21 protein-coding genes are annotated in these 24,902 nt (G+C 65.7%); 4 read left to right on the forward strand and 17 right to left on the reverse strand.

Annotation, left to right across the window (positions count from 1 at the left end; translation table 11 throughout):
• Positions 1–32: 32 nt before the first annotated feature.
• The 12 genes from edd to Q7I88_RS05720 all read right to left on the reverse strand — a co-directional run bounded on the left by edd (position 33) and on the right by Q7I88_RS05720 (position 13,747).
• Positions 33–1,865 (reverse strand): phosphogluconate dehydratase, encoded by a 1,833-nt coding sequence (gene edd / locus Q7I88_RS05665; RefSeq protein ID WP_305098067.1) that lies wholly within the window; start codon positions 1,863–1,865, stop codon positions 33–35.
• Positions 1,858–3,288 (reverse strand): glucose-6-phosphate dehydrogenase, encoded by a 1,431-nt coding sequence (gene zwf / locus Q7I88_RS05670; protein ID WP_305098068.1) that lies wholly within the window; start codon positions 3,286–3,288, stop codon positions 1,858–1,860. The genes edd and zwf overlap by 8 nt, the downstream gene beginning before the upstream one ends.
• Positions 3,289–3,429: 141 nt before the next feature.
• Positions 3,430–4,167, reverse strand: a complete 738-nt coding sequence (locus tag Q7I88_RS05675; RefSeq protein ID WP_305098069.1) for a hypothetical protein — start codon at positions 4,165–4,167, stop codon at positions 3,430–3,432.
• Entirely contained in the window at positions 4,167–4,973 is an 807-nt protein-coding gene (locus Q7I88_RS05680) for a hypothetical protein (protein WP_305098070.1), read from the reverse strand. Before Q7I88_RS05680 ends, Q7I88_RS05675 begins: the two co-directional genes overlap by 1 nt.
• 5 nt (positions 4,974–4,978) lie before the next feature.
• Positions 4,979–5,302 carry a hypothetical protein gene (locus tag Q7I88_RS05685; protein WP_305098072.1) on the reverse strand — a complete coding sequence of 108 codons (324 nt, stop codon included), beginning with the start codon at positions 5,300–5,302 and terminating at the stop codon, positions 4,979–4,981.
• 195 nt (positions 5,303–5,497) lie between these two features.
• Positions 5,498–7,792, reverse strand: coding sequence for a beta strand repeat-containing protein (locus Q7I88_RS05690; protein ID WP_305098073.1), 2,295 nt, complete (start codon positions 7,790–7,792; stop codon positions 5,498–5,500).
• Positions 7,793–7,853: 61 nt separating this feature from the next.
• Positions 7,854–9,602 (reverse strand): beta strand repeat-containing protein, encoded by a 1,749-nt coding sequence (locus Q7I88_RS05695; RefSeq protein ID WP_305098074.1) that lies wholly within the window; start codon positions 9,600–9,602, stop codon positions 7,854–7,856.
• 473 nt (positions 9,603–10,075) lie between these two features.
• Positions 10,076–11,074: a CsgG/HfaB family protein gene (locus Q7I88_RS05700; RefSeq protein WP_305098075.1), complete on the reverse strand. Its 999-nt coding sequence runs from the start codon at positions 11,072–11,074 to the stop codon at positions 10,076–10,078.
• A gap of 19 nt (positions 11,075–11,093) precedes the next feature.
• Positions 11,094–11,519, reverse strand: coding sequence for a curli production assembly/transport component CsgF (locus tag Q7I88_RS05705; protein WP_305098076.1), 426 nt, complete (start codon positions 11,517–11,519; stop codon positions 11,094–11,096).
• 204 nt (positions 11,520–11,723) lie between these two features.
• Positions 11,724–12,290 (reverse strand): helix-turn-helix transcriptional regulator, encoded by a 567-nt coding sequence (locus tag Q7I88_RS05710; RefSeq protein ID WP_305098077.1) that lies wholly within the window; start codon positions 12,288–12,290, stop codon positions 11,724–11,726.
• A 159-nt stretch (positions 12,291–12,449) separates the two neighbouring features.
• Positions 12,450–13,250, reverse strand: coding sequence for a transglutaminase-like domain-containing protein (locus Q7I88_RS05715; protein WP_305098079.1), 801 nt, complete (start codon positions 13,248–13,250; stop codon positions 12,450–12,452).
• A gap of 80 nt (positions 13,251–13,330) precedes the next feature.
• Positions 13,331–13,747, reverse strand: a complete 417-nt coding sequence (locus Q7I88_RS05720; RefSeq protein WP_305098080.1) for a secondary thiamine-phosphate synthase enzyme YjbQ — start codon at positions 13,745–13,747, stop codon at positions 13,331–13,333.
• A gap of 20 nt (positions 13,748–13,767) precedes the next feature.
• Here Q7I88_RS05720 and Q7I88_RS05725 point away from each other — a divergent pair, with 20 nt between their 5' ends.
• From Q7I88_RS05725 to Q7I88_RS05735, 3 genes are all read left to right on the forward strand, one after another.
• Positions 13,768–14,334, forward strand: coding sequence for an alpha-ketoglutarate-dependent dioxygenase AlkB (locus tag Q7I88_RS05725; RefSeq protein WP_305098081.1), 567 nt, complete (start codon positions 13,768–13,770; stop codon positions 14,332–14,334).
• Between the two features lie 78 nt (positions 14,335–14,412).
• Positions 14,413–16,170, forward strand: coding sequence for a site-specific DNA-methyltransferase (locus tag Q7I88_RS05730; protein WP_305098082.1), 1,758 nt, complete (start codon positions 14,413–14,415; stop codon positions 16,168–16,170).
• Positions 16,171–16,210: 40 nt separating this feature from the next.
• On the forward strand, positions 16,211–18,718 hold the full coding sequence (locus Q7I88_RS05735; RefSeq protein ID WP_305098083.1) for a DEAD/DEAH box helicase: 2,508 nt from the start codon (positions 16,211–16,213) through the stop codon (positions 18,716–18,718).
• Between the two features lie 322 nt (positions 18,719–19,040).
• On the opposite strand, the gene rimO is transcribed toward Q7I88_RS05735, so the two are convergent.
• Entirely contained in the window at positions 19,041–20,414 is a 1,374-nt protein-coding gene (rimO, locus tag Q7I88_RS05740) for a 30S ribosomal protein S12 methylthiotransferase RimO (RefSeq protein WP_305098084.1), read from the reverse strand.
• Positions 20,415–20,488: 74 nt separating this feature from the next.
• On the opposite strand from rimO, the gene Q7I88_RS05745 reads away from it, so the two are divergent.
• The gene (locus Q7I88_RS05745) at positions 20,489–20,899 is read left to right on the forward strand and encodes a DUF1761 domain-containing protein (RefSeq protein ID WP_305098085.1); all 411 of its coding nucleotides are present in this window, start codon (positions 20,489–20,491) and stop codon (positions 20,897–20,899) included.
• Here Q7I88_RS05745 and Q7I88_RS05750 read toward each other — a convergent pair.
• The 4 genes from Q7I88_RS05750 to serS all read right to left on the reverse strand — a co-directional run bounded on the left by Q7I88_RS05750 (position 20,896) and on the right by serS (position 24,877).
• Positions 20,896–21,924, reverse strand: a complete 1,029-nt coding sequence (locus Q7I88_RS05750) for a potassium channel family protein (RefSeq protein WP_305098086.1) — start codon at positions 21,922–21,924, stop codon at positions 20,896–20,898. The genes Q7I88_RS05745 and Q7I88_RS05750 overlap by 4 nt on opposite strands.
• Positions 21,925–21,955: 31 nt before the next feature.
• Complete coding sequence (locus Q7I88_RS05755; RefSeq protein ID WP_305098087.1) at positions 21,956–22,732, reverse strand: LysM peptidoglycan-binding domain-containing protein; 777 nt, start codon at positions 22,730–22,732, stop codon at positions 21,956–21,958.
• Complete coding sequence (gene surE, locus Q7I88_RS05760; protein WP_305098088.1) at positions 22,729–23,484, reverse strand: 5'/3'-nucleotidase SurE; 756 nt, start codon at positions 23,482–23,484, stop codon at positions 22,729–22,731. The genes Q7I88_RS05755 and surE overlap by 4 nt, the downstream gene beginning before the upstream one ends.
• A 112-nt stretch (positions 23,485–23,596) precedes the next feature.
• On the reverse strand, positions 23,597–24,877 hold the full coding sequence (serS, locus tag Q7I88_RS05765) for a serine--tRNA ligase (RefSeq protein ID WP_305098089.1): 1,281 nt from the start codon (positions 24,875–24,877) through the stop codon (positions 23,597–23,599).
• Between the last annotated feature and the right edge of the window lie 25 nt (positions 24,878–24,902).

The following is a 24,902-nucleotide window of genomic DNA, read 5'->3' on the forward strand; positions in this document are numbered from 1 at the left end:
CGCGGGCAGGTGGTGAGAATGGCGGCGAAACATCAAAGCCCCGCTTCGGCGAGCATGGCGCTGCCGCCCTTTTCGGCCTCGTCGGCGAAGCGGCGGAACATGGCGAAGAGCTCGCGGCCCGTGCCCTGTTCTTCCTCGCGCATGACAGCCGGTTCGCGCGCGGCGAGATCGGCACTGGTCGAGAGCGTGCCGTCGGTGGCGCTCAGCCGCACCACGTCGCCGTCGCGCAGACGCGACAGCGGGCCTCCGCCCAGCGCCTCGGGGCTGCAGTGGATCGCCGCGGGCACCTTGCCGCTGGCGCCCGACATGCGCCCGTCGGTGACCAGCGCGACGCGGTAGCCGCGGTCCTGCAGCACGCCGAGCGGCGGGGTCAGCTTGTGCAGTTCGGGCATGCCGTTGGCGCGCGGGCCCTGGAAGCGCACGACCACCACCACGTCGCGGTCGAGTTCGCCGGCGGCGAAGGCCTCGGCGACGGCATGCTGCGTCTCGAACACCCGGCACGGCGCCTCGACGGTCCAGCGATCTTCCTCGACCGCGCTGGTCTTGAATGTCGCCCGGCCGAGATTGCCCGTCACCAGCCGCATGCCGCCGTCGGCCTGGAACGGCGCCGAGGCGGGGCGCAGGATCGCATCGTCTCCGGCCTCGCCCACGTCGCGCCAGGCGAGCGTTTCGCCGTCGAGCCAGGGCTCCTTGGTATAGGCGTCCATGCCCTCGCCGTAGACGGTGCGGATGTCGCGGTGGAGCAACCCGGCGCCGAGCAGTTCGCGGATCACGAAACCGAGGCCGCCAGCCGCCTGAAAATGGTTCACGTCGCTCTCGCCGTTGGGATAGACGCGCGCCAGCAGCGGCACTGCATGGCTCAGCTCGGCAAGATCGTCCCAGTCGATTATGACCCCGGCGGCGCGGGCGAAGGCGGGCACATGCAGCGCGTGGTTGGTCGACCCGCCCGTCGCCAGCAGTCCGACCGCGGCGTTGACGATCGAACGCTCGTCGACGCAGTGCGCCAGCGGGCGGTAATCGTTGCCGGCTTGCCCCGATCCCGGATTGCGGGCGATCTCGGCCAGGCGGTGGACCGCCGCACGGGTCAGCGCCTGGCGCAGCGGCGTGCCCGGGTTGATGAACGCCGAGCCGGGCAGTTGCAGACCCATCATCTCGAGCATCATCAGGTTGGAATTGGCCGTGCCGTAGAACGTGCACACCCCGGGCGCGTGATAGGATCGGCTCTCGCTGTCGAGCAATTCGGCACGGGTCGCCTTGCCCTCGGCATAGAGCTGGCGGACGCGCTGCTTCTCCTTATTGGAGATGCCGGTCGGCATTGCCCCGGCGGAGAAGAAGATTGTCGGCAGATAGCCGAAGCGCAGGCCGCCGATCAGCAGCCCGGGCACGATCTTGTCGCACATTCCGAGCATGGCGACCGAATCGTACATCGCATGGCTGAGGCCGACCGTCGTCGCCAGGGCGATAACGTCGCGGCTGAACAGCGACAGCTCCATCCCGTCGGCACCCTGGGTGACCCCGTCGCACATCGCCGGGGTGCATCCGGCGACCTGCGCGGTCGCCCCGACCTCGCGTGCCCAGACCTTCATCTGCGGCGGATAGGCGCCGAACGGCTGGTGAGAGGAGATGGTGTCGTTGTAGGCCGAGACGATGCCGATGTTCGGCCCGCGCTGCGCGGCGATCGAGTCCTTGTCCTCGCCCGTCGCGGCAAAGCCGTGCGCGAGGTTGGAGCAGGGCAGCGCGGTATTGCGGTCCGCGTGCCGCTCGCCCTCGCGGTCCATCAGCGCGAGGTAGCCCCCGCGCGAGGCTTTCGAGCGTTCGATGATGCGGTCGGTGACCCGCGCAATCGTCGGGTGGAGGTTACTCATTCCAGGTGACTCCGTCGCGTTCGGCCAGCGCGATCGACGCGCTCGGGCCCCACGAGCCGGCGCTGTAGGGTCTGGGCTCGTGCTTGTCGGCGGCCCACAGCGCGCGGATCGCGTCGATCCAGCGCCACTGCGCCTCGACCTCGTCGCGGCGCACGAACAGCGTCTGGTCCCCCTCGATCAGGTCGAGCAGCAGGCGTTCGTAGGCAATGCGCCGCTCCTTGCCGGAAAAGGCGTCGGGCATGGCGATGTTGAGCGGCACCGCGCGCAAGGTCATACCCTCGCGGTCGAGCCCGGGGACCTTGGCCATCAGCGAAAGGGTGATGTTCTCCTCGGGCTGGATGCCGATTACCAGCCGGTTGGGCTGCATCTTGGCGCCGTTGAAGATCGAGTGCGGCACGCACTTGAACTGGACCACGATCTCGGTGACGCGCTTGGGCAGGCGCTTGCCGGTGCGCAAGTAGAACGGCGTGCCGCGCCAGCGCCAGTTGTCGACATGGGCTTTGAGCGCCACGAAGGTCTCGGTGTCCGAGGGCTTGCCCAGCTCCTCGTCGTACCCGGGCACGATCTGCCCGCCGCTGGCGCCGCCGCGGTATTGCCCGGTCACCGTTTCGCCGCTCTGGACCTGGCGCAGCGAGCGCAGCACCTTGACCTTCTCGTCGCGCACTTCGTTGGGCGACATGCCGCTCGGCGGCTCCATCGCCACCAGCGCGAGGAGCTGGAGCATGTGGTTCTGCACCATGTCGCGCAGCGCCCCGGCGCCGTCGTAGAAATCGACGCGGTCCTCGAGCCCGACCGTCTCGGCGACGGTAATCTGCACGTGGTCGATATGGCGCGCGTTCCACAGCGGTTCGAACAGGACGTTGGCGAAGCGCAGCGCGATGAGGTTCTGCACCGTCTCCTTGCCGAGGTAGTGGTCGATGCGGAAGATCCGCTCTTCGGGGAAGGCAGCGGCGACCGCGTCGTTGATCTCGCAGCTGCTGGCAAGGTCGGTGCCGAGGGGCTTTTCAAGCCCGATGCGGGTGTCGCCGGTGGTCAGACCGACCCGGCTGAGCCCGGCGATGGTGGTCTCGAACAGGCTCGGCGCGGTCGACAGGAAGATCGCCAGCTTGTGGTCCGGCCCGACCTTGGCGGCGAGCTGTTTAAACCCTTCGGGGGTGGTGACGTCGAGCGCCTGGTAGCTCAGGCGGTTGAGGAAGTCGGCCATCGATCCGCGGCGCTGCGCCGGGAGGAACTTCTCCAGCGCCTCACGCGCGAACTGGCGGAAATCCTGGTCGCTCATCTCCGAACGGGCGGTGCCGACGATGCGCAAGTCCTCGGCGAGCAGCTTGTCGTGATCGAGCGCGGCGAGCGAGGGAAGCAGCATGCGCCGCGAAAGATCTCCCGTGGCGCCGAACAGGATCAGCGTGTCGGCTGTGAATGTCATAGCTACCTTTTGATACCGCAACTTGGCCGCGCTGCAATGCAGCATGGCCCCCGCACGCGGGTATGTCACGAAACGCGGTAGCGCGAAAGGGCGGTTGGGAACGTTATCAGGAGAGCGGCGGCGAGCGGCGGCCGGGCGCTCTCACTGGCTCCCGCCGCCGTTCGCCTGCATGTCGACGATGATGCCCCGCAGCACCTCGGCGAGGTTCGCGGCGGCCTCGGGCTCGGTGGGCTGCGCGGGTTCGCTCGGCGGCGTCTGATCTCCGGCAAGATAGATCGAGGCCAGCTCCTGGTTGCTGCGCGCGTCGGCATCGGGGTCGCCGTGCGAAGCGATGCGCAAACGAAGCGAATCCGGGCTCCTTGCGGCGCCGTACTCGCGGCTGTCCTGCTCGGCGAGGAGCCGCTGTTCGGCGCTCAGGACGGGCGCGGTGGGAGCGTGAAACTCCCCGGCGCGGCGCTCGAGGATGCGGCGACATTCGGCCAGTTTCGCCCGGTCGAGCTGCGGATCGCAGCGGTCCGCTCCCTTGATCGGCGCTGCGGATTGCGGGCGGCTGTCGGCGCTGTTCGACACCGACGAAACCCGCACACCGGGCGCACCCGGCGGCGCGACCTGTACCGGCGCGGCTCCGTCGTCGGAGCTGGAGAGCTGGGAAATCGGCGCCGCGGAGGGCGCCTGCTCCTGGTCGGTCGTGACCTGCCGGTCGTGCGCCTGCGGCGGCGTTGCAACAGGATCGCCGCCGGGCGCGATCTGCTCGATGCCGGGCCGGTCGGGGCCCGCGCCGATGGCGAATTCGTCGACTTGCGTGCGCTGATCGGGCGCCGCCTGCGCAGGCGCGGCGAGGGCGGCGAGGCAGGCCAGGACGATCGGGCGCCGGACCATCAGCGGCTCTGCATCACCTGCATCGCCTGCCCGCCTGTCTGCTCGATCGCGACGTGCGACAGGCCGTCGCCGATCTGCGTCCATGCAAGCTGGTTGTTGTCGCCGCTCTGGCTGGCGTTCATCTCGTTGTCGGAGCCCTTCTGGACCAGCAGCGCCTGGTTGTTGTCGCCGTCCTGCGTCAGCGAAATCGCGTTGCCATCGCCGAGCTGGAGCGCGGCCACGCCGTTGCTGACCGCGCTGCCCTGCTGGTCGATGGCCATGTGGTTGCCGTCGCCGAACTGCTTGAGGAACGCAACCTGGGCGCTCTCGCCCGCCTGATCGAGCGTCAGCACGTTGTCGGCACCGAACTGGCCGACCAACGCGTAGTGCGCGCCGCCGCCGCTTTGCCCGACATCGGCACCGTTGCGCGCGCCGTCCTGGTAAATGCGGGCATATTGGGTGTTGGCTGACTGCGTGATCGAGGCACGGTTCTCCTCGCCGACTTGCGTGATGAACGCGCCGCTGTCGTTCCCCGGGCGGACGATGGCAAGCGGCGCGCCGCCGCCGTGAACGTCGCCGCCGTGATCGTCGCCGTCATGATCGTCGCCGTCATGATCGTGGCCGTAGCCGTGGCCGTTGCCATGGCTTTGGTGCCCCTGGCCGCGGCACCGGTTGTGTCCGTCGCACGAGTGGCCGCGGTCGTGATCGTCGTCGTGCTGCTGGCTGCTTTCGCCGTGCGACGACGGACCGTTGCCGTTGGCAAGCGCCGGCGCCGCCCCCACGAGGAGCGCGGCGGCGAGCGAGGTCGTCAGGATCGGCTTCCGCATGGTGGTCACTCCTTGCTCGGGCCCTGGCGCACGACGACGCGGTTGCCGCTGCCCGACTGGCTGACGGTGGCGCGATTGCCCTCGCCGGACTGCGCAAGCTCGGTGGCGTTGCAGGCACCGTCCTGCACCACGTCGGCTTCGGCGGAACTGCCGCTCTGGCGAATGTCGAGAACCTCGCCGGTGCCCGACTGGACGGCCAAGGTGGCGTGATCCTTGCCGTGCTGCTCGAGCCTGACGGTGCCGTCGGGATCGTTGCGCACGATCGTGGCGCTGTGCCCGGTCCCGGTGCGGATCACGGTGGTGCGGCCCGGCGCGCTGTCGCTCGTCATGGCGCTCTCTCCTGCGGTTTGATTGGGGCAGACAGGTGACGCGGCCTGCGCGGCCGCCGAAGCGCCGAGCGCGCCTGCGAGGGATGCGAGGTATCCGAAGGCGCGGTGACTCATCAATCCTGTCCTTACTCTAAAATCGGGTGGTTGGCGATCCGCGGCCCGGCGTAGATGCCGGGCCGCGGCGCCTGGAAGCGGTTAGCTCCCGCTTTGCGTTACGGTTGCGGTGTTGCCCGAACCGCTCTGCATCACCGTCGACAACGCGTCTGTGCCCGACTGTGTCACCGTCGCGGTCTGGTCCGATCCCGACTGCGTGATGTACGAGTCGTTGCCGGTCCCGCTCTGGGTCAGCGTCGCAGTGCTGTCGGTGCCCGTCTGGATGATCGACGAATAGCCGTCCTCACCCGACTGGGTCGCATTGGCGGTGTTGCCCGAACCCGAGTTGATGCCAAGGAAGCCCACGCTACCCTGGCTGATGTCGGATTCGTTGCCCGTGCCGGACTGGACGACGTTGGCGGTCTGGCTCGTGCCGCGCTGGGTGATATCCGAGCCGTTGCTCGTTCCATCCTGCGACACGTAGGCCACCTGTTGCGAGCCGGCGCCGATGCCGAACAAGCCGTTCGTGCCCTGGTCGATCGTCGAACGGGCCAGCACGCTGGTGCTGAGCTGCTCGACATAGGCCGACTGGAACCCGCCCGACTGCGTCACCGACGAACTGCCATGGTCGCCCGCCTGGTTCACGCCGCTGGCGGTCTCGTCGAAGTATTCGCCAGTGGAGTTGGCGAGGCCGCCCTGGCTCACCGTCGATTCGTTGTCGGTGCCTGTCTGCGAAACGTTCGCCTGATGGCCGCCGATCAGACCCTGGTTGATCGTCGAGTCGTTGCCCGATTCACTCTGGTAGACCACCGCACCGCTGAGGACCGTCGACGACTGGTTGATCGTCGATTCGTTATCCGAACCGGTTTGAGTCACCTGAGCGCCGTTGAGAACGCCCGTCTGGGTGACCCTGGAGGTCAGGTTCGTGCCGGTCTGGGAGACATCGGCCAGCGTTGCCGTGCCCGACTGGTCGACGTCGGACAGGTTCTCGTCGCCGCTCTGGCCGATCGTCGCCGCGTTGCTGTCGCCGCTCTGCGCGATCAACGACACGTTGGTGGGGGCGTTGGCAGGCGGGCTCTGGTTGGCGCCGTACTGCGTGACGGTCGCAGAACCGTTGGTACCGGTCTGGTCGATCTGGGACGCATTGCGCGCGAAGTCGCCCGTGACGCTACCCTGCGTGACTTCGGCCGAGCCGGTGCCGCTCTGGTTGATGACCGAGGTGTTGTACACGCCCGACTGGTCGACATCGGCCGAAGCAAGGTTGCTCTGGTTGATGCTCGAACGGTTGAGAATCCCGTTCTGCCCGACCGTTGCCGAGGCGCCGTCGGCCGACTGGTCGATCAGCGAGACGTTGTTGGCATAGGCTTCGCCCGCGCCGTTCGGTGGGGGCAGATCGGCGCCGTCCCAGGTGCGCGAGCCGAGCGTGTTGACCCCGCCGCCCTGCGAGACGTTGGCAGTGGCGCCGGCGCTCTGCGTGATGCGCGAGGTGTTTCCGTCGCTGTTCTGCACCGAGGTCGCCGAAGCGTTCTCGGCAGTGGCGGTCTGGTCGATCGTCGAGCGGTTGTCGTCGCCGTTCTGCGTGATCGAGGCAAAGGCCGGCACAGCGTCCTGCGTGATCGCGGCGGTATTGTCGTCGCCATTCTGGACCACGAATGCGTCGGCATTCACGTCGGGGACTACCGGCTCGCTGGCCGGGTTGGCATCGCCGGTCCCGTCAGCGCTCTGGCGGATGACCTTGGCGGTATTGCGGTCGCCGTCCTGCGCCACTGTGGCGTTCGAGAAGTTGCCCGCCTGGTTGATCTCGGCGAGGTTGAACGCGCCCGACTGCGTGACGGCGGCATTGGTGTTGTCGCCCGTCTGAGTGATCGAGCTGGTGTTGTCATCGCCACTCTGGAGCACGCCAACGAGGTTGGTGGGATCCGCGCTGGCGTAGTTGTTGTCGGGATCGCCGGCCGCACCGTTGATGCCGCTCTGGTTGACGGTCGACAGGTTGCGGTCACCGGTCTGCTGAACGCTCGCTTCGTTGTAGCGGTTGCTCTGCGTGATGAACGACGTGCTTGCGCCGCTCTGGTTGACAGAGGCATTCTGTGCGCCGCCCGACTGGGTGACAGTCGACTTGGCCGCGCCGTCGTCCTGGATCACGCTCGCGCGCTCGTCCTTGCCGGTCTGCGCGATTGTGCTGTTCGCGCCGTCCGTGTCTGCCTGCTGCTGCACGTTGGCGACGTTGTTGGCGTTGCTCTGCGTGATCGTCGAACTGCTGTCGGCACCTGTCTGAGTCACCTCGGCCGATTGGTTGGAGCCGCTCTGCGTTGCCGTCGAAGTGTTGTTCTGGGCAATTGCCGGCATCGCGATCAGCAAAGCTGCCGCCGAAGCCGAAGTCATAAGAATTTTCTTCATCGGAATTCTTCCTGCGGAAAAACCGAAAGGCCGGCGTCGCTAAGGACGCCGGCCGGTTCGATTAGAGACCCTGGGTGACGGTGACCGTGTTGCCGCTGCCGTCCTGGTTCACGGTCGAGGAATTGCCGTTCGACAACTGGGTCACCGTGGCGGTGTTGTCCATGCCGTACTGAACGAGCAGCGACTCGTTATCCGCGCCGCTCTGCGTCACGTCCGCGGTGTGGCCCGAACCCAGCTGATTGAGCTGGCTCAGGTTGCTCAGGCCCGACTGCGTGGTGCTGGCGGTGTTGCCGCTGCCACCCTGGATGATGTCAGCCTTGGAGTCGTCGCCACCCGCCATCTGGGTGATCGTGCCGGTATTGCCCGTGCCAGGAGCGTAGTTGTAGCCATACGTGCCCGGAACGATCTGCTCGTAGCCTTGGTAGATCGTTGCGCGCGACCGATCCGCTACCTGATCGACAGTGGCGGTGTTGCCGTCGCTGATCTGCTCGACATCGACGAAGTTGTAGCCGGTGTCGAGCGAAGCGGCCGTCCCCGACTGGGTGACGGTGGCGGTGTTGTCGCTGCCAGCCTGCCAGACGTAGCTGTCAGCATATTCGGACGTGGCCTTCTGCGTAACGGTGGCAGTGTTGCCGTCAGCCGTTTCCGGGCGAGGAACGTACGACTGGTATCCCTGGAACAGGGTGCTCACGCCGTTCGCGCCGCGCTGGGTGACCGAGCTGTCGTTGTTGGCGCCGTCGACCCGAGTGTAGTTCTCGGTGTTCGCGGCAGACTGGATGACGCCGGCGGAGTTGCCGTCGCCGTTCATCTGCACGCTGCTGTACGCGTTCGAGGCGCCGGCCTGCTGATCCACATCGGCGGAATTGCCGGTGCTGGCAGTGTTGGTCAGGCCCTGTTCGACGATGCTCTCGTTGTCGGTTCCCGCCTGCGTCACGATGGCGCTGTTGCCGTCGCCGTTTTGGTCGATGTCCGAAGTGTTGCGGAGGCCGCTCTGGTTGACGCTCGCATCGTTGTCAGAACCGCTCTGGTCGATGGTCGAAACCAGGTCCTCGCCGTTTTGGATGACCGAAGCGTCGAGCAGGCTCGGGTTCTCGCTGCTCAGCTGATTGATGGTCGACTCGTTGCTTGTGCCCGTCTGCGACACTGTCGCATGCGATGCAGCCGCCGAACCAGGGCCGCCAATGAGTTCCTGGCGGATAGCTGAGTTGTTAGCATCGCCATCCTGGAGAACGCTGGCAACGGCGCGGCTCGCCGGGTTCTGGTCGACCGTCGAGATGTTGTCGTTACCGACCTGCGTGACACCAGCCGAAGCGGTTTCGTCAACAGCATCGCCGACCGAGTTCAGCTGTCCACCCTGGGTGATCGTCGAATCGTTGCCGGTGCCGCCGCTCTGATGGACTTCGGCGGCGTTTGCGGTGCCAGCCTGAGAAACGCTCGAGGTGTTGTCGCCGTCCTGCTCGACGAACACGCGATTGCGATTGTCGATGCCGTCGCCACGCTCTTGTACGACGGTCGAGTCGGCGCTGTCGCCCGACTGCTTGACGGTGACCGTGTTGTTGCGGTCTGGCGTCTGCGAATTCACGGTCGACTGGGTGACCGACGACGTGCCGTTGGTGCCGCTCTGCGTGACGTTTGCATCGTTGCCGCTGCCGGTCTGAGTCACGGTGCTGCCGTTGCTCGAACCGCTTTGAGTAACCACGGCGCCGAGATCGGTTCCGTTCTGGTCTACGGTCGAAGTGTTCTGCGCGAACGCAGGGACCGCAACGAGCAGGGCGGCTGCTGATGCCGAGGAAAGAAGAAGTTTTTTCATGATGTTACTCCGTTGGAAACATTTGTGTTGAAACTCGTCCGCGGCAGAATCCCCGGGCGAGGCGTTGCGACACACGTCGACGAACCCGTGAGCGGGTTTCGATTGGGATGCCCACGCCATGCCCAGGCACGGCGGCGGTCCATTGCTGTTCCGAACGGGAGCGGGAACCGCGCGCCGCGCGCGCGGTTGACCATGATAGCGGGGGCGTATTTGCTCGCCTGGTTAACATGGTTGTAAAGCTCCCTTCGGAGTTTCATAACCATGCCTGTCTCGGCCCGAGGGCCGGGGCAGACACGGTTGTTCACACAGCAACTTCGTCAAATGGGGCGCGTCGGGGCTGCAACTCCGGCGCGCCTTTTGCATTGACCTTCGAAGAGAGCTGCAACTCTCCCTCGGGCCACCGGAAAACTCGGCTTTCACGGGGCAGGTCCGGCACCCGCCCCAGCCTTATGCTCACGCCGCGAGCGGCGTGTTCAATTCCTCGTCGGGGCGCGCGGGCGCCCCACGGCATCCTGCTCGGCCGCCTCGGCGGCGGCCGTGCGCTTGATCTTCAGCGGCTCCATCGGCGGCGCGTTCTTCAACGCGGCTTCCACCGAAGCCTGGTCGATCTTGCCCGCACGCTCCTGGCGATACTGCCAGAGCAGAGGCCAGCCGGCCTGCTGGTCGGCGAAATCCCACAGCTTGAGATCGACGCCTTCGAGCACGAGGCTGTAGACGGCTTTCTCGATGGCCTGCTGCAGCGCCAGCTGGTCGGGCTCGTTGGTGGTGATCCCGGCTTCGGCCTGAAGCAGTTCCTTGAAGGCGATGTAGCGGAAGGCGTTCGCGCCGATCGACTTGCTGGCGATCGTCTTGGAGGCGGTGACGGTGGTCAGCACCTCGCCGGTGCGGACCGAAACCGCGCGGAGGTAGACCGTGACGGTATCCTGGCGATATTCGGTCCGGCCGCCGATCCCGAGGAACGCGGCGCCGGCCCCGCCGGTAACCGTGTTGGTATCGTAACCGATCACGCCGCCTTCGAGCAGCACGCCGGCAAACAGCAGCGCGGGGAGGGCCTGCGGGTTGACCCCCTGCTCGCCGAGATAGCGCTCGCGCATCTCGCGGATGATCTGCCGTTCGTTGAGCAGGTTCTTGAGCGATTCGCGCTCGACGATGGTAAACCACTGCCGGTTGCCCGCGTCCTGCAGCGCCTTGATCAGGATCGAGGCGCCGCCCTGGCTGACCGCGCGCGACAGCGTCTGCCCGGTTTCCGAAGGCTTGAACTGCCCCGTCTGGTCGGAAAATCCGTACACCGCGATGGCGACCGGGCGGCTCGGCGCGGGGAGCGCGGCAAGCAGCGTCTGCGTCTGCGTCTGCGCGGGAATGAACGCGGTCGAGCGGGTTTCGGGAATCAGATCCCGCCCGTCTTCGGTAACCGTCATGCAGCCGGTCAGGGCGAGTGCAGCAGCGCTGGCAAAGAGTGGGGAGAGACGCATAATTCCGGGCCGTCTGCCTTCAGTTCACTTCGATGAAGGTGGGAATGACGATCGTCGTCACCTCCCCCGTTTCGTCGTTGGTGATGTTGAGGGTCACGTCCTCGAGACCGCGCGAGAAATCGATCGTCTGTCCGCCGAAGCTGATCGTGCCGCTCTGCTGCGGGTTGTCGCCAAAAATCGCGTCGACGATCTGCGAGGACAATGCCGAGAGCAGGCGCGACTGCAGCTGACGGGCGAAAATGTCGGCCTGTGAATTGGTGCTCCGGGCGTTCGGATCCTTGTAGTCGTTCTGGGCATTGGCGATGCCCAGCAGGTGCGCCGAATTGAACGGATTGCCGCCGAACGACGGGTCGATCGGCTGGTAGACCATGTCCTGCGCCGCTGCAGGAACCGCGATGAAGATCGCCAGCGGCAAACATGCCGCAAGCCGTGCCCTTGATTTCATGACATTGCCCCGTCCAAAACGCTTGCATGCCCCGGAGCTCTTGACGAACGCACGTCCGCCCGATCTCTCTAAAGTTAACCGGTTATTAACCTTTGAATTTGCGATTCGCATCCCCAATTTTGGTGAGGGTGGGGGGAAATGCGGTGAGTTGAAGCGAGTGTGTCAATTCGGAACACTACCTGCTCCGCACGGCTCCGCAGGGGCTCAGGCGGCGCAGTAGGTTCGCACCAGCTGGTGCAGCTGGATCCCCGATTGCACCGCGGCCTTCGAATAGATCTGCTTGAGGTGACTGCGCACGGTGGAGATCGAAACGTCGAGTTCGTCGGCGATGCCGCGCGGAACCTTGAGCTGGAGGAAGAGCTCGAGAACGCGGATTTCCGCGGGCGTCAGGCGCAAGTCCTCGACGATCCCGCTGTCGGAGATATCGCAGTGCGGCATCGAGAGATTGAACAGCAGGAAGATCAGGTTCTCCCATTGCTGCGGCCGCCAGGCGAAGACCATCGCCCAGTGCCCGTTCGACTTGGCCCGCAGCAGGAAGCGGCGCGGCGTGGCGTCGCACGATTGCAGGAAGCGGGCGAACTCGCCCGGCCGCTGCTCGTCCTCGATGCGCAGCCGATTGTTGCGAATCCTCACCGGCAGCGGATCGCGCAGCAGCGCTCCCGCCCGTCCGCATTGGAACTGCAGCGCCAGGTCGCTTGAAACTGCGATGTGCGGACGCCGGTCGATCTCGAGCCAGGTCCGCGCGAATTCCCCTTCGTAGTCGCTTGCCATCGTTCGATGCCGCAACGCTCGCCCACGCCGCCAAGCCTGGCGTCAGAGCCGATACGTGCAGGCTGCCCCTTTTCTGTCGCGACCCCCCTGGAGTTCGCCGCTCATGGCCATTAACCTTAATTAACCATTAGCCTCGTGGCAACAACCCGCGCGCCGGGCTCATGCCGAGCGGCTCACCGAAACCTCCTTGTCGCCGAATTCCGCCTCGCCGAACACCGTCATGAAGCTCACGTCGGCGGCATCGCGGCCGACGCCGATCTTCACCGTCTCGGCCGGGTCGGCCATGCCGGTGGCGTCGACCAGATACCAGGCGCCGCCGTGCGGGATCGTCGGATCGGCCAGGAACACCTCGGCCAGGGCGTGGAAGTCGGGCGGCGTCACCCCGGGGGCATAGGCGCTGACGTAACGCGCGGGGATCGCCGAGGCGCGGGCCATGGCGATCAGCACGTGGGCATAGTCGCGGCACACCCCGCGGCGCTCGACGAAGCTGTCGGTTGCGGTGGTGTTGGCGTCGCTCGATCCGGCGACGTAGCTGAAGTTCTCGGCGATCCAGTCGCGAATCGCGGCGATCCGCGCGCCGCCCGCGGTCGCTCCGAAGCGCGAGCCGACGAACGACTGCAGCCGCTCGACTTCGCAATAGCGCGAGGCGAGCAGGTACTCGATCGCCTCGCCGGGTAGCTCGTGCGGCTCGAGCGCGGCGAGCGTGTCGATGGTGGGGACGAGCCGGTCGACCTCGACCGTGGCGCTGTAGTTGACCTCGAAGCGCCCGTGCGCGCGCAGCCACAGCCGCTCGCCGATGGTGTCCTGCGCGGGCACCCGGGCGAAGTCGTCGGCCTTGCTCGTGCGGCAGTCGCTGGCGAGGATCCGCTGCTCGGGGATCGCCGCCGCCTCGAATTGCAGCAGCACGTCGCTCGCCTGCGGCAGGGTGAAGGAAAAGCTGGCCTTGATGTCGATCGGCATATGCTGCCCCAATGCCCGCGCCCGCGCGCTGTTCCTGACCGAATCCCGCGCCCGTCGCTTTGCCCGCCCGGCCCGCGCGCTCAATCCCCCATCGCGTGGCACGCGACATAGCGGCGGTGGGCTTCGGCGCGGTGCTCGGCGAGGTAGACCCCCTGCCAGGTCCCGAGCAGCATCCGACCGTCGGCGAAGGGCACGGTCAGCGAGGTTCCGGTCAGCATCGTCTTGATGTGCGCGGGCATGTCGTCGGGCCCCTCGCTGTCGTGCTCGTAGCCGCCGCCCTCGGGCGCCGCCATGTCGAGCCAGCGCAGGATGTCGCGGCGCACCGCGGGGGCGGCGTTCTCGTTGATCAGCAGGCTGGCGCTGGTGTGCTGACAGAACAGCGTCACCGTGCCCATCTGGATGTCGCTGGCGCGCAGCCAGCTGGCGATGTCGTGGGTCACGTCGAGCAGGCCCTGCCCGTCGGTCTCGAAAGTGAGGATGGCGTGTGCTTGGCGCATCGCGTTCCTATATCGGAAAAATGGCTCAGCAGTGCGATTTGTTCGGCGCGCCCCCGCCGGTCCCGGGGCTGGTCTTCGTCGAGGAGGCCGTCGGTCCCGCGCTCGAGGCCGAGCTGGAGCGCCGCGTCGACGCCTGCGCGCTCGCCCCGTTCCAGTTCGGGCAGTGGCAGGGCAAGCGGCTCACGGCGAACTTCGGCACCGCCTACGATTACCAGCGCGGCCACCCCATCCCGGCGCCGCCGCTGCCCGCCTGGCTGCTCGATCTGCGCAGCCGGCTCGCCGGCCTGGCCGGACGCGCGGCGGAGGATTTCGTCCAGGGCCTCGTCATCCGCTACGATCCCGGCGCCGGCATCGGCTGGCACCGCGACCGCCCGCAATACGGCGAGGTCCTCGGCCTCTCGCTCACCGCCCCCGCCACCCTGCGCCTGCGCCGCCGCACCCCCACCGGCGGCTTCGAGCGCCGCGCCGTCGAGCTGCCGCGCCGCAGCCTCTACCTGCTGAGCGGCGAGGTCCGCGACGCATGGGAGCACTCGATCGTGCCGATGGACGTGACGCGAAGGTCGATTACGCTGCGGACGATGCGGTAGGGGAAATCATCGGAAACCGAGTCGGCTACTGTTGGGTGTTCGCCCCCACGCTGCTAGCGAGTGCGGAAGGGAGTCCGCATGCCAACGCTCGATTTCAAGGGTAAGCCGTTTGTCTATTCGCACCACCTCTCGGTGCCCTACCGCGAACTGATCATCGACAAGGACAAAAGCTTGCCGGCCGAGAAGGAGGAGCCTTCGCTCGACGACAACCTGATCATCCACGGCGACAACCTGGAAGCGCTCAAGGCGCTGCTGCCCCGCTACGCTGGCAAGGTGGATGTGATCTACATCGACCCACCCTACAACACCGGCAACGAAGGCTGGGCCTATAACGACAACGTCAACTCGCCGCAGCTCAAGGAATGGCTCGGCAAAGTAGTCGACGCCGAGGATATGGAGCGGCACGACAAGTGGCTGTGTATGATGTGGCCACGATTGCAATTGCTACGAGAGTTGCTTGCGCCTGACGGAGTGATCCTGGTCAGTATGGACGAGACAGAGATCTCAAATCTATACTTATTGATGGATGAAGTTTTCGATCGCTCAAATCGATTTGAGAACTTGATTTGGAAAAAGCGTTACGGAGGCGGACCGAAGGAAAAATTCTTCGTGAATCTCCACGAGTATCTCTTGGTATACGCAAAAGACAAGCGGAATATTACACGAATTGATCGCCCTCTGACGCCTTCTAAGATAGAGCGATATTATCGCTGGACAGATAAGCAGTTGCCTGTCCGCGGCCCGTATCGTCGCCAGCCGTTGGAGGCGGCTAAGAGCTTGCAAAAAAGAGAGAATCTTCGATACCCAATAGAAGCCCCTGACTCTTCCAAGTTGTGGCCGAACTATCAGTGGCTGTGGGAAGAGGATCGGTATAAATCGGCGAAAGCAGATGATGAGATAGAAATACTACCATCGAACGGCGGTTGGTCGGTCCAATACAAACAGTATCTAAATGACGAAAGCGGGATTCAGAGAACCGAGAAACAGCAGAGTATTCTAAATGCTAACTCTGATTTTATTGACGGTATATATACACAGACAGGTTCGTCAGAGATACGATCTATCTTTGGAGGGGTGGACGCATTTCCGTACCCTAAACCATCATCATTGCTTACAACGATTCTAGAGGCGAAATTCCATCCTAAGGACCACGCAAGCGCTGTAGTCTTGGATTCATTTGCGGGCTCGGGAACAACCGCTCACGCGGTCCTTGCGGCAAATCACGCCGACGGCGGCAAACGCAAGTTCATCTTGATTCAGCTCCCTGAGATAATTCGTGAAGATCAGCCGGCATACGAGTTGGGCTTTCGGCAGGTTGTCGATGTAACCGCCGAACGCGTCCGTCGCGTGATCGGGGGTGTCCCGAACGCCAAGAACGACGCTTTGCGAGAAGGCCTCGGCGGTTCGTTCACCTACTGTAAGCTCGGCGAACCGATGGACATGGAGCGGTTCTTCGCCGAGGACGGCACCGCGCCCGAATGGGATCAAGTTGCGCGCTATGTCGCCTATACGGCTACCGGCGAAACGCTTGCGCCAGCCGAAGGGCCGGACGGGTTTGCGGGCCATGCCGGCAAATATCGTCTGCACCTGCTCTATCGTCCCGATGCGGAATGGATGCGCTCGAACGAGGCGATGCTCGATCTGACCACCGCCGAACGGATTGCTGAAGCAGCGAAGGCGGACGGCGGAAAGCCGGTACTGATATTCGCCGCGGGTAAGCTGATGGGGCAGCGAGTGCTGACCGGCCTAGGCCTCACATTCTGCCAGCTTCCCTATTCGGTCCATCGCATTCTGGGCGACGGAACCGAAGGCGTGGCAGGCATCGATGCGGCTTAAGGAGTATCAGCTCGAAACGCTCGACAAGCTCGACGGCTTCGTGCGGCTGCTTGCGGAAGAGCGCCGCAATGAAGTCGAAACGCTGCAGTTCATCGCTAGCGCGCCGGAAGCGATGCAGGCCAAGCTCATGGAAGGTCAGGTCGACCCTTGCATAGCGGCTTGGAAGAAGGCGCAAGAACAGGAGATCGCCGCCTCGCCCGACCCGTGGCGCGAACTGCTCGATGGCTACGGTACGCAGGTCCCGCACGTCTGCCTCAACTTGCCAACCGGCTCAGGCAAGACGCTGATCGCCGGGCACGCGGTGGGCCGCATCCTTGGCGGCCTCGACAGCGCCATGACCGGCTTCGTCCTTTGGGTGATGCCGTCCGAGGCCATCTACAAGCAGACCCGCGCCCAGCTCCGCGACCGCGGCAGCCCTGTGCGGCAGGCGCTGGAAGTGGCCAGCGGGGGGCGCGTCAAGCTTGTCGAGAAAGCCAATGATTTCACGGCCGCCGATGTGGAGACGGGCCTCGTCGTGATGACGCTCATGCTCCAATCGTCGGTCCGGAAGAACAACCGCGAAGTGCTCAAGGTCTTTCGAGACAGCGGCAATTACGTCAGCTTCTACCCCGACATGGACGACAAGCTGGCGATGGACGCCCTGCTTGCGAAGGTTCCGAACCTCGAAACCAATGATCTTGGGGATGGCACGCCCGCGTCCGTCAAGCAGAGCCTTGGCAATACGCTGCGCATCGTGCGCCCGCTGATCGTGCTAGACGAAGGGCACAACGCCTACAGCGAAACGGCAAGGAAAACCTTGGGGGAAATGAACCCGCGGTTCCTGCTCGAACTGACAGCCACGCCTGACCGGGAGCAATCGAACATACTCGTAAAGATCGGTGGCCAGAGGCTTCGCGCCGCCGAGATGCTGAAGCTACCCATCGAACTCGTCTCGGACGCAAACGCTCCTTGGAAGGACACTCTCAAGGCGGCGCTCGACAAGCGCGCCGCTCTGGAGCGGCAGGCGCGGGAGCATCACGACCGCACCGATCAATTCATCCGCCCCATCCTGCTCGTGCGCGTCGAACGCACGGGCAAGGATCAGCGCGACGGGATGCACATCCACACCGAAGACGTGCGCGAAGAACTGTTGTCACATCCCGGTGTGCAGGAGGACTGGATCAAGGTCCAGACCGCCAGCGTCAAGGAGCTCGATGATACCCTTATGGATGAAACCAGTCAGGTTCGCGTGATCATCACTAAGGATGCCTTGCGTGAAGGGTGGGATTGCCCGTGGGCCTATGTGCTGGCTCTACTGTCAAAGACGCAGGCGAAGACCGCGCTGACTCAGATGATCGGCCGCGTCCTGCGCCAGCCCGGCGCGCAGCGGACCGGGGTCGACGACCTCGACAGTTGCTGGGTCTATTGTTCCGATATCGAAGTGAAGGACGCCGTCGAAAGCGTGCGCAAGGGGCTCGACGAAGAAGGCATGGGGGACCTGAAAGGCGCGGTCCGCGCAGGCGGCAACGTCGAAACCGAAATCCGCCGTGCCGAACGGCGCGCCGCCTTCAAAGGCGAACGGATACTAGTGCCCGCCGTCACCCATTCGGACGGAAAGGGTGGGTGGCGCCAGCTCGATTTCGACGGAGATATTCTCGGCGGGATCGACTGGGAGGCAGTTCGTTACACGGGCGGCAGGACCCTCGACCTAGCCAGCGCCGGGGCGGCGCGTGCCCGAACAAGCTTTGATTACGGGCAAGGCGGAACACTCGAAAAGCAAGGTTCTGTTGAGCGAACCTTGCTGGCCAACGACGTCGACCGTCCGGATCTCGCACGGCGCTTGCTTGGGCTGATTCCCAACCCCTGGGTTGGTATCCGCCTGGTCGACGAAGGCCTGGGGGACTTGCGGGCGCGGGGAATTGCCGACGAAGAGATAGCCAGAGGACGGCTGGACCTGCTCGCGGACATGCGCACCAAGCTGACGGCCGACATCGACGAGAGGGCGCGCGAAATCTTCGAGGCAAAGCTGGATGAGGGGCTCATTGCCTTCAAACTGACGGGTGCAGCCAACGATTGGGAAATGGACCCGTGGGTCGAAGTGGAGTTTGCCCCCGGCATCGATACCTGGATGCGCAACGCCGACGACGAGAATCTCCAGCTCTCGCTGTTCGACCAGGGTATCAAGAGCAGCGAGCTAAACGGGTTCGAACGCGAAGTTGCCCTGTATCTGGATGGGTCGGACGCGCTCGCCTGGTGGTGGCGGCTTGCGTCGCGCGGAGCGTGGGGACTTCAGGGTTGGCGACGCCATCGGGTCTACCCCGACTTCCTGATGAAGCTGTCGGGCGACGGCAAGCGATTGTTCGTGCTGGAAACCAAGGGCAAGCAGCTCGACAATTCCGATACAGCCTTCAAGCGCGATTTGATGCAGACGCTACAGGACGCCTACGAGAAGCCGTCGATGGGGGAAGTAGAGCTGTTCGATGACTCGCCCGACGAAGTCCGTTTCCGGATGCTGCTGCAGGAAGAGAATTGGCGGTCCGAACTCGGAACCGCCTTCGTAGCGAAATAACCACTTTCCTACACGCCCCCAACCTGTCTAGCCTTCTCGGCGCACGGTCCGGGGCCGGGCCGCCTTTCGATGTTCCAATCCACCCTTGCGGCGTGTTTTTCGCCTGAATCCCCGGATCTGTCACCCGGGCAAATTCGGCCTAACATCTTGGAGGACAAAGATAAAATGCGATAGAGGCCGGGTGACAGGGTGTAATTTGTGTCATCCTGCCGCGGGCCTTCAAATCCAGCCTAACGCTTCGCTGCTTGAGGCCTTTTGTCCGGCCTACGCTTCGCTGCATGAGGCCTTCTGTCTGGCCTAACGCTTCGCTGCTTGAGGCCGGTCAGGCCAGCACGCCGAACAGGTCGTGCTCGTCCGAATCCTCGATGATCGCCGCGGCGAAGTCGCCGGGCCTCAGGGTGGCTGGGACGTTGCGCAGGAAGACGTTGCCGTCGATCTCGGGGGCGTCGGCCTGGCTGCGCGCGGTGGCGCCGATGTCGCCGTCCTCGTCCGGCTCGCCGACCTCGTCGACGATCACCGGCAGCGTGCGGCCGACCTTGGCGGCGAGTTTCTCGGCGCTGATCCGGGCGGTGAGGTCCATCAGGCGGGCGTAGCGCTCTTCCTTGACCGCCTCGGGCACCGGGTCCGGCAGGGCGTTGGCCGCGGCGCCTTCGACCGGCTCGAAGCGGAACGCGCCGACGCGGTCGAGCCGGGCTTCCTCGAGCCAGTCGAGCAGGTACTGGAAGTCCGCCTCGGTCTCGCCGGGGAAGCCGACGACGAAGCTCGATCGCACGGTGATGTCGGGGGCGATCGCCCGCCAGGCCTTGAGCCGCTCGAGCACCTTGGCCTCGTTCGCCGGGCGCTTCATCGCCTTGAGCACTTTCGGGCTGGCGTGCTGGAACGGGATGTCGAGGTAGGGGGTGAGCAGCCCCTCGGACATCAGCGGGATCACCGCGTCGACGTGGGGGTAGGGATAGACGTAATGCAGCCGGGTCCACGGCACTTCGCCCTCCGGAGTGCGCAACTGGCCGAGTTCGCGGGCGAGGTCGGTCATGTGAGCGCGGACCGGGTGGCCGTGCCACATCTGCTCCTGATGGCGGATGTCGACGCCGTAGGCGCTGGTGTCCTGGCTGATGACCAGCAGCTCCTTCGTCCCCGCGGCGACGAGCTTCTCGGCCTCGCGCAGCACCGCGTCGATCCGCCGGCTCGCGAGCTTGCCGCGCAATTGCGGGATGATGCAGAAGGCGCAGGAGTGGTTGCAGCCCTCGGAAATCTTGAGGTAGCTGTAATGGCGCGGGGTGAGCTTGATGTCGGTGTCGGAGGGCTGGGGCACCAGGTCGACGAACGGCCCCTGAGTCGGCGGCGCGGCCTCGTGGACGGCCTCGACCACCTGCTCGTACTGGTGCGCGCCGGTGACCGCGAGGACCTGCGGGAAACGGGCGCGGATCGTTGCCGCCTCCTCGCCCATGCAGCCGGTGACGATGACCCGGCCGTTCTCGGCAATCGCCTCGCCGATCGCCTCGAGGCTCTCCTCCTTGGCACTGTCGAGGAAGCCGCAGGTGTTGACCACCACGACGTCGGCGCCCTCGTAGTCGGGGCTCATCGCGTAGCCGTCGGCGCGCAGCTTGGTCAGGATGCGCTCGGAATCGACCAGCGCCTTGGGACAGCCGAGGCTGACCATGCCGATGCGGCGCTGCTCGGGGATTCGCGTTGCCATGATGCGCGCGCCCCTACACCCGGCGCGGCGATTGGGCTAGACGCGAGTGCAAGGGGTCGGTCGGGAGAGGCAATATGGGCAATGTGAATCTGCTGGCGGTGTTTCTTGGCGCACTGGCGTTCTTCGTCATCGGTGCGCTGTGGTACGGGCCGCTGTTCGGCAAGACGTGGAAAGACCTGATCGGTTACGACGGCGACAAGCTGCCCTACCCGGCGTCGAAGAATCCGATGCCGGTGATCATGGGGCTGGCATTTCTGCTCGAGCTGCTCGTCGCGCTGATGCTCGGGCACAACATCGCCCGGACCGATCCGCCGCCGTGGGTCATCATGATGATGGCGACCGGCTTCGGGGCGGTGATCATGACCCCGGCGCTGGGCATCCACTACTTGTTCCAGCAGCGCCCGGGCAAGCTGTTCGCGATCGACGCGGGCTACTTCGTCGTCGGCATGGCGGCGATGGGCGGGGTGTTCGTCGCCTTCGCCTAGCGCGGGGTGTCGCTCGGCAGCGTGCGGCGGATCTCGACGATGACGTCGCCCTCGCGCAGCGCGCCGGCCTCGTCTTCCCAGAAGCCGGTCATGCCGCCGTCGCGATAGACCCTGAGGCCGCGCCCGCCGGTGTCGAGCTGGTCGAGCGACTTGCCGATCTCGTCGGGCCTGACCGGGCGTTCGACGAGGTGGACGCGGCCGCTGATCGAGGCGAGGTCGGCGAGGTAGTCGGCAACGTGCGCGCCCTGCGCGCTGCCGGCCAGCAGCAGCCCGGTGAAGCGCACCGGGTTGATGACGTTGTCGGCCCCCGCCTGCCTGGCCAGCAGTTCGTTGTCGGCTGCCCGCACCACCACGCTGATCGGGACCTTCGGGGCGAGGTGGCGGACGGTGAGGACGATCAGGATCGAGGCGTCGTCGCGGCCGGCCGAAACCAGCACCGCGCGCGCTTCGGCGATGCGCACCGAGATGAGGTTCTCGTCGCGCGTCGCGTCGGCCTCGATCACGTTGCAGCCGAGCGCCTCGGCCTGCGCGAGCCGGTCCTCGTTCGGGTCCATCACCACGATGGACGAGGGATCGGCGCCCCGGGCGACGAGTTCGGCCACCGCCTCGGATCCGGAAATGCCGTAGCCGAGGACGACGTAGTGATCGGCCAGCTTGGCCTGGATGCGTGCCATGCGCCATTTCTCCCACGTGCGCTTGATGACGAAGCTGTACGCCGCGCCAACGAAGATGAAGATGACCGCGAAGCGGATCGGGGTAACAATGATCGCCTCGATGAGCCGGGCCCGGTCGCTGATCGGCGCGATGTCGCCAAACCCGGTGGTGGTGATCGAGATCATGGTGAAATAGACCACGTCGAGGAAACTGACATGGCCGTCATGATGGTCGACCAGACCGGCGCGATCCCACCAGTGGATCATCACCACGGCCATGATCAGCGCCATCACCGCCCCCATCCGCAGGCTGACGTCGGCCCACACCGGGACCCTGAGCGAGCGGCGCAGCGGGATGAAGCGTTGCGTCATGCGCGGACCCGGCTACCCGTCGCCTCGGCCATCAGCGCCCCGGCAGCCGCAGCAGCGGCGCCGGGTCTACCGGCTTGCCGCCGCGGCGAATTTCGAAGTGGAATTCGGGCTGCGCGGCCTTGCCGCCCTGTCCGCCGATGCCGACCCGCTCCCCCGCCTTGACCGCGTCGCCCACCGACACGGTGGTGCGGGCGAGTTCGCCGTAGTGGCTCTGCCAGCCATTGCCGTGGTCGATCACCACCAGCTTGCCCCAGCGGCTGGCGTCCGCGCCGACGGAGAGGACGATGCCGCCGGCCGCGGCGCGGACCATGTCGCCGGTGCCGACCGCGAAATCGAGCCCGGCGTGCCCGCCGCCGTCGGGGCGGCGCTTCCAGCCGAGAATCACCTTCCCGTCATGCGGGCGATCGAACCAGGGCTCGGCAGGGGCCGCGGCAGGATTGCGCTTGGGCAGGACCGCCGGAACGATCAGCTTCTGGCCGAGCTTCACCGTCCCTATGGAATCGAGCCCATTGGCCAGCGCGATATCGCGCGCCGGCACGCCATAGCGCTCGGCGATCTCGCTCAGCGTGTCGCCTGCTTTGACGGTGTGGGTGCGCTGGCGCGGGATGATCAGCGTCTGCCCGATCTTCACCGGGTAGGGCGCGGCAATGCCGTTGGCCTCGGCGATCACGGTTTCGGGCACGCCGGCGCGGTTCGCGATGCCCTTGAGCGTTTCGCCCTCCTCGACCACGTGCTTCGTCTCGGTCGCGGGATCGCCCGCTGCGACCAGCAGCGTGGCCGCCGGCAGCAAGGCGATCCACCGGATCATTCGGCGTAGCTTTCGGCCAGCTGGCCGATAGAGGCATAGTGGGTCAGATCGACGTGAAGCGGCGTCACGGCGATGTATCCGTCGTCGACGGCCTCGAGGTCGGTGCCGTGGTCGAGCGTGTGCTCGACGTCGTCGAGCCCGAACCAGAAGTAGGGTCGACCGCGCGGATCGGTGCCCTCGACCAGCGAGCCGCGCGCGTAATCGTGAAAGCCCTGGCGGACGACGCGAATGCCGCGCACGTCGCTCGCTGCGACCGCCGGGAAGTTGACGTTGACCAGCGTGCGCCTGGCGAGCGGCATGTCGAGCAGCGGCTGCAGCACGTTCGCGGCCCACTTTTCCGCCGCGGCAAATCCGTGGCCACCGTCGCGCAAGGCCTGGCTCAATGCGACTGCCTTCATCCCGGCCAGCGCGCCTTCCATAGCCGCCGAGATGGTGCCCGAATAAGTCACGTCGTCGGCCAGATTCTCGCCATTGTTGATGCCCGAAATGATCAAGTCCGGGCGGCGATCGCTGAACAGCTTGCGCAGCGCCAGGTTGACCGCATCGGTCGGTGTGCCGGTGACGGCAAAACGCTTCGCGCCATGCTCCTGCAGGCGCACCGGCATGTGCAGCGTAAGCGAGTGCCCGGCGCCCGATTGCTCCTCCGCCGGGGCGCAGACCCAGATGTCGTCGGACAGCTCGGCGGCGATCCGCTCCAGCAGTGCCAGGCCGGGGGCGTGGATGCCGTCGTCGTTGGTGAGGAGTATCCGCATCTGTCCCTTATGGCGTCACCCTGAACTCGTTTCAGGGTCCATGTCTTGGCTCGCAAGGACCGTGCATGGGGCACGATGGATGCTGAAACAAGTTCAGCATGACGAAACGAGATTACGAGTCGGGGACGAGGCGATCAAGGCCGCCCACATACGGCATCAGGGCCTGGGGAACACGAACCGAGCCATCGGCTTCCTGATAGTTCTCCAGCACCGCGACGAGCGTCCGTCCGACCGCGAGGCCCGAGCCGTTGAGCGTGTGGACGAAACGCGTGCCCTTTTCGCCATCCGGCCGATAGCGGGCGTTCATTCGCCGCGCCTGGAACTCGCCGCACCAGCTCACACTGCTGATCTCGCGGTAGGCGCCCTGGCCGGGCAGCCAGACTTCGAGGTCGAAGGTCTTGCGTGCGCCGAAACCCATGTCGCCGGTGCACAGCAGCATCTTGCGATAAGGCAGATCGAGCGCTTCGAGCACCAGTTCGGCCGAGCGGACCATGTGCTCGTGCTCGGCCTCGTGGTCCTCGTCGCGGCAGATAGCGACCAGTTCGACCTTGGAGAACTGGTGCTGGCGGATATAGCCGCGCGTGTCCTTGCCCGCCGCGCCGGCCTCGGAGCGGAAGCACGGGGTGAGGGCGGTGAGACGGATCGGTGTGGAAAGATCGTCGAGAATCTGCTCGCGCACCGAGTTGGTCAGGCTGACCTCGGCAGTGGGGATGAGCCAGCGGCCGTCGGTCGTCTTGAACAGATCCTCGGCGAACTTCGGCAGCTGCCCGGTGCCAAACATCCCCTCGTCGCGTACCAGCAGCGGCGGGATGCATTCGGTATAGCCCCGCTCCCCGGTCTGCTGGTCGAGCATGAACTGGCCGAGCGCGCGTTCGAGCCGCGCCATCGGCCCGCGCAGGAAGGTGAAGCGCGCGCCGCTCATTTCCGCCGCGGTGTCGAACTCGAGCCCGAGCGGCGGGCCGAGGTCTGCGTGTTCCTTAGGATCAAAGTCGAAGTTACGTTGCTGGCCCCAGCGCGCCTCCTCGACGTTCTCGGTTTCGTCGGCACCTTGGGGCACGCTCGGATCGGGCAGGTTGGGCAAGCCGGCGAGCAGCGCGTCGAGTTCTTCGCCCAGCGCCTTGCCCTCGTCTTCGAGCGCGGGGAGGGTGTTCTTGAGCTCGCCGACCTCGAGCTTGAGCTCCTCGGCCAGCTCGACCTCGCCGCGGCCCATCGCCGCGCCGATCGCCTTGCTCGCCTCGTTGCGCCGGGCCTGCGCGTCCTGCACGCGGGTGGTCACGGCCCGGCGCCGCTCGTCCAGATCGAGAATGCGGGCAGCGGCAGGCTCGGCCCCGCGTGCGGCTAGGCCGGCGTCGAAGGCTTCTGGGTTTTCGCGAATGGCGCGCAGGTCGTGCATGGCCGCGGCCTATCACGCAGGGCGA

Origin of the sequence: Croceibacterium aestuarii (genome assembly GCF_030657335.1) — a bacterium.
GTDB lineage: Bacteria > Pseudomonadota > Alphaproteobacteria > Sphingomonadales > Sphingomonadaceae > Croceibacterium_B > Croceibacterium_B aestuarii.

Bases quoted from the DNA above. Each gene is read 5' to 3' on its own strand.
- edd (WP_305098067.1), bottom strand. From the start codon at position 1,865: ATGAGTAACCTCCACCCGACGATTGCGCGGGTCACCGACCGCATCATC.
- zwf (WP_305098068.1), bottom strand. From the start codon at position 3,288: ATGACATTCACAGCCGACACGCTGATCCTGTTCGGCGCCACGGGAGAT.
- Q7I88_RS05675 (WP_305098069.1), bottom strand. From the start codon at position 4,167: ATGGTCCGGCGCCCGATCGTCCTGGCCTGCCTCGCCGCCCTCGCCGCG.
- Q7I88_RS05680 (WP_305098070.1), bottom strand. From the start codon at position 4,973: ATGCGGAAGCCGATCCTGACGACCTCGCTCGCCGCCGCGCTCCTCGTG.
- Q7I88_RS05685 (WP_305098072.1), bottom strand. From the start codon at position 5,302: ATGACGAGCGACAGCGCGCCGGGCCGCACCACCGTGATCCGCACCGGG.
- Q7I88_RS05690 (WP_305098073.1), bottom strand. From the start codon at position 7,792: ATGAAGAAAATTCTTATGACTTCGGCTTCGGCGGCAGCTTTGCTGATC.
- Q7I88_RS05695 (WP_305098074.1), bottom strand. From the start codon at position 9,602: ATGAAAAAACTTCTTCTTTCCTCGGCATCAGCAGCCGCCCTGCTCGTT.
- Q7I88_RS05700 (WP_305098075.1), bottom strand. From the start codon at position 11,074: ATGCGTCTCTCCCCACTCTTTGCCAGCGCTGCTGCACTCGCCCTGACC.
- Q7I88_RS05705 (WP_305098076.1), bottom strand. From the start codon at position 11,519: ATGAAATCAAGGGCACGGCTTGCGGCATGTTTGCCGCTGGCGATCTTC.
- Q7I88_RS05710 (WP_305098077.1), bottom strand. From the start codon at position 12,290: ATGGCAAGCGACTACGAAGGGGAATTCGCGCGGACCTGGCTCGAGATC.
- Q7I88_RS05715 (WP_305098079.1), bottom strand. From the start codon at position 13,250: ATGCCGATCGACATCAAGGCCAGCTTTTCCTTCACCCTGCCGCAGGCG.
- Q7I88_RS05720 (WP_305098080.1), bottom strand. From the start codon at position 13,747: ATGCGCCAAGCACACGCCATCCTCACTTTCGAGACCGACGGGCAGGGC.
- Q7I88_RS05725 (WP_305098081.1), top strand. From the start codon at position 13,768: ATGGCTCAGCAGTGCGATTTGTTCGGCGCGCCCCCGCCGGTCCCGGGG.
- Q7I88_RS05730 (WP_305098082.1), top strand. From the start codon at position 14,413: ATGCCAACGCTCGATTTCAAGGGTAAGCCGTTTGTCTATTCGCACCAC.
- rimO (WP_305098084.1), bottom strand. From the start codon at position 20,414: ATGGCAACGCGAATCCCCGAGCAGCGCCGCATCGGCATGGTCAGCCTC.
- Q7I88_RS05745 (WP_305098085.1), top strand. From the start codon at position 20,489: ATGGGCAATGTGAATCTGCTGGCGGTGTTTCTTGGCGCACTGGCGTTC.
- Q7I88_RS05750 (WP_305098086.1), bottom strand. From the start codon at position 21,924: ATGACGCAACGCTTCATCCCGCTGCGCCGCTCGCTCAGGGTCCCGGTG.
- Q7I88_RS05755 (WP_305098087.1), bottom strand. From the start codon at position 22,732: ATGATCCGGTGGATCGCCTTGCTGCCGGCGGCCACGCTGCTGGTCGCA.
- surE (WP_305098088.1), bottom strand. From the start codon at position 23,484: ATGCGGATACTCCTCACCAACGACGACGGCATCCACGCCCCCGGCCTG.
- serS (WP_305098089.1), bottom strand. From the start codon at position 24,877: ATGCACGACCTGCGCGCCATTCGCGAAAACCCAGAAGCCTTCGACGCC.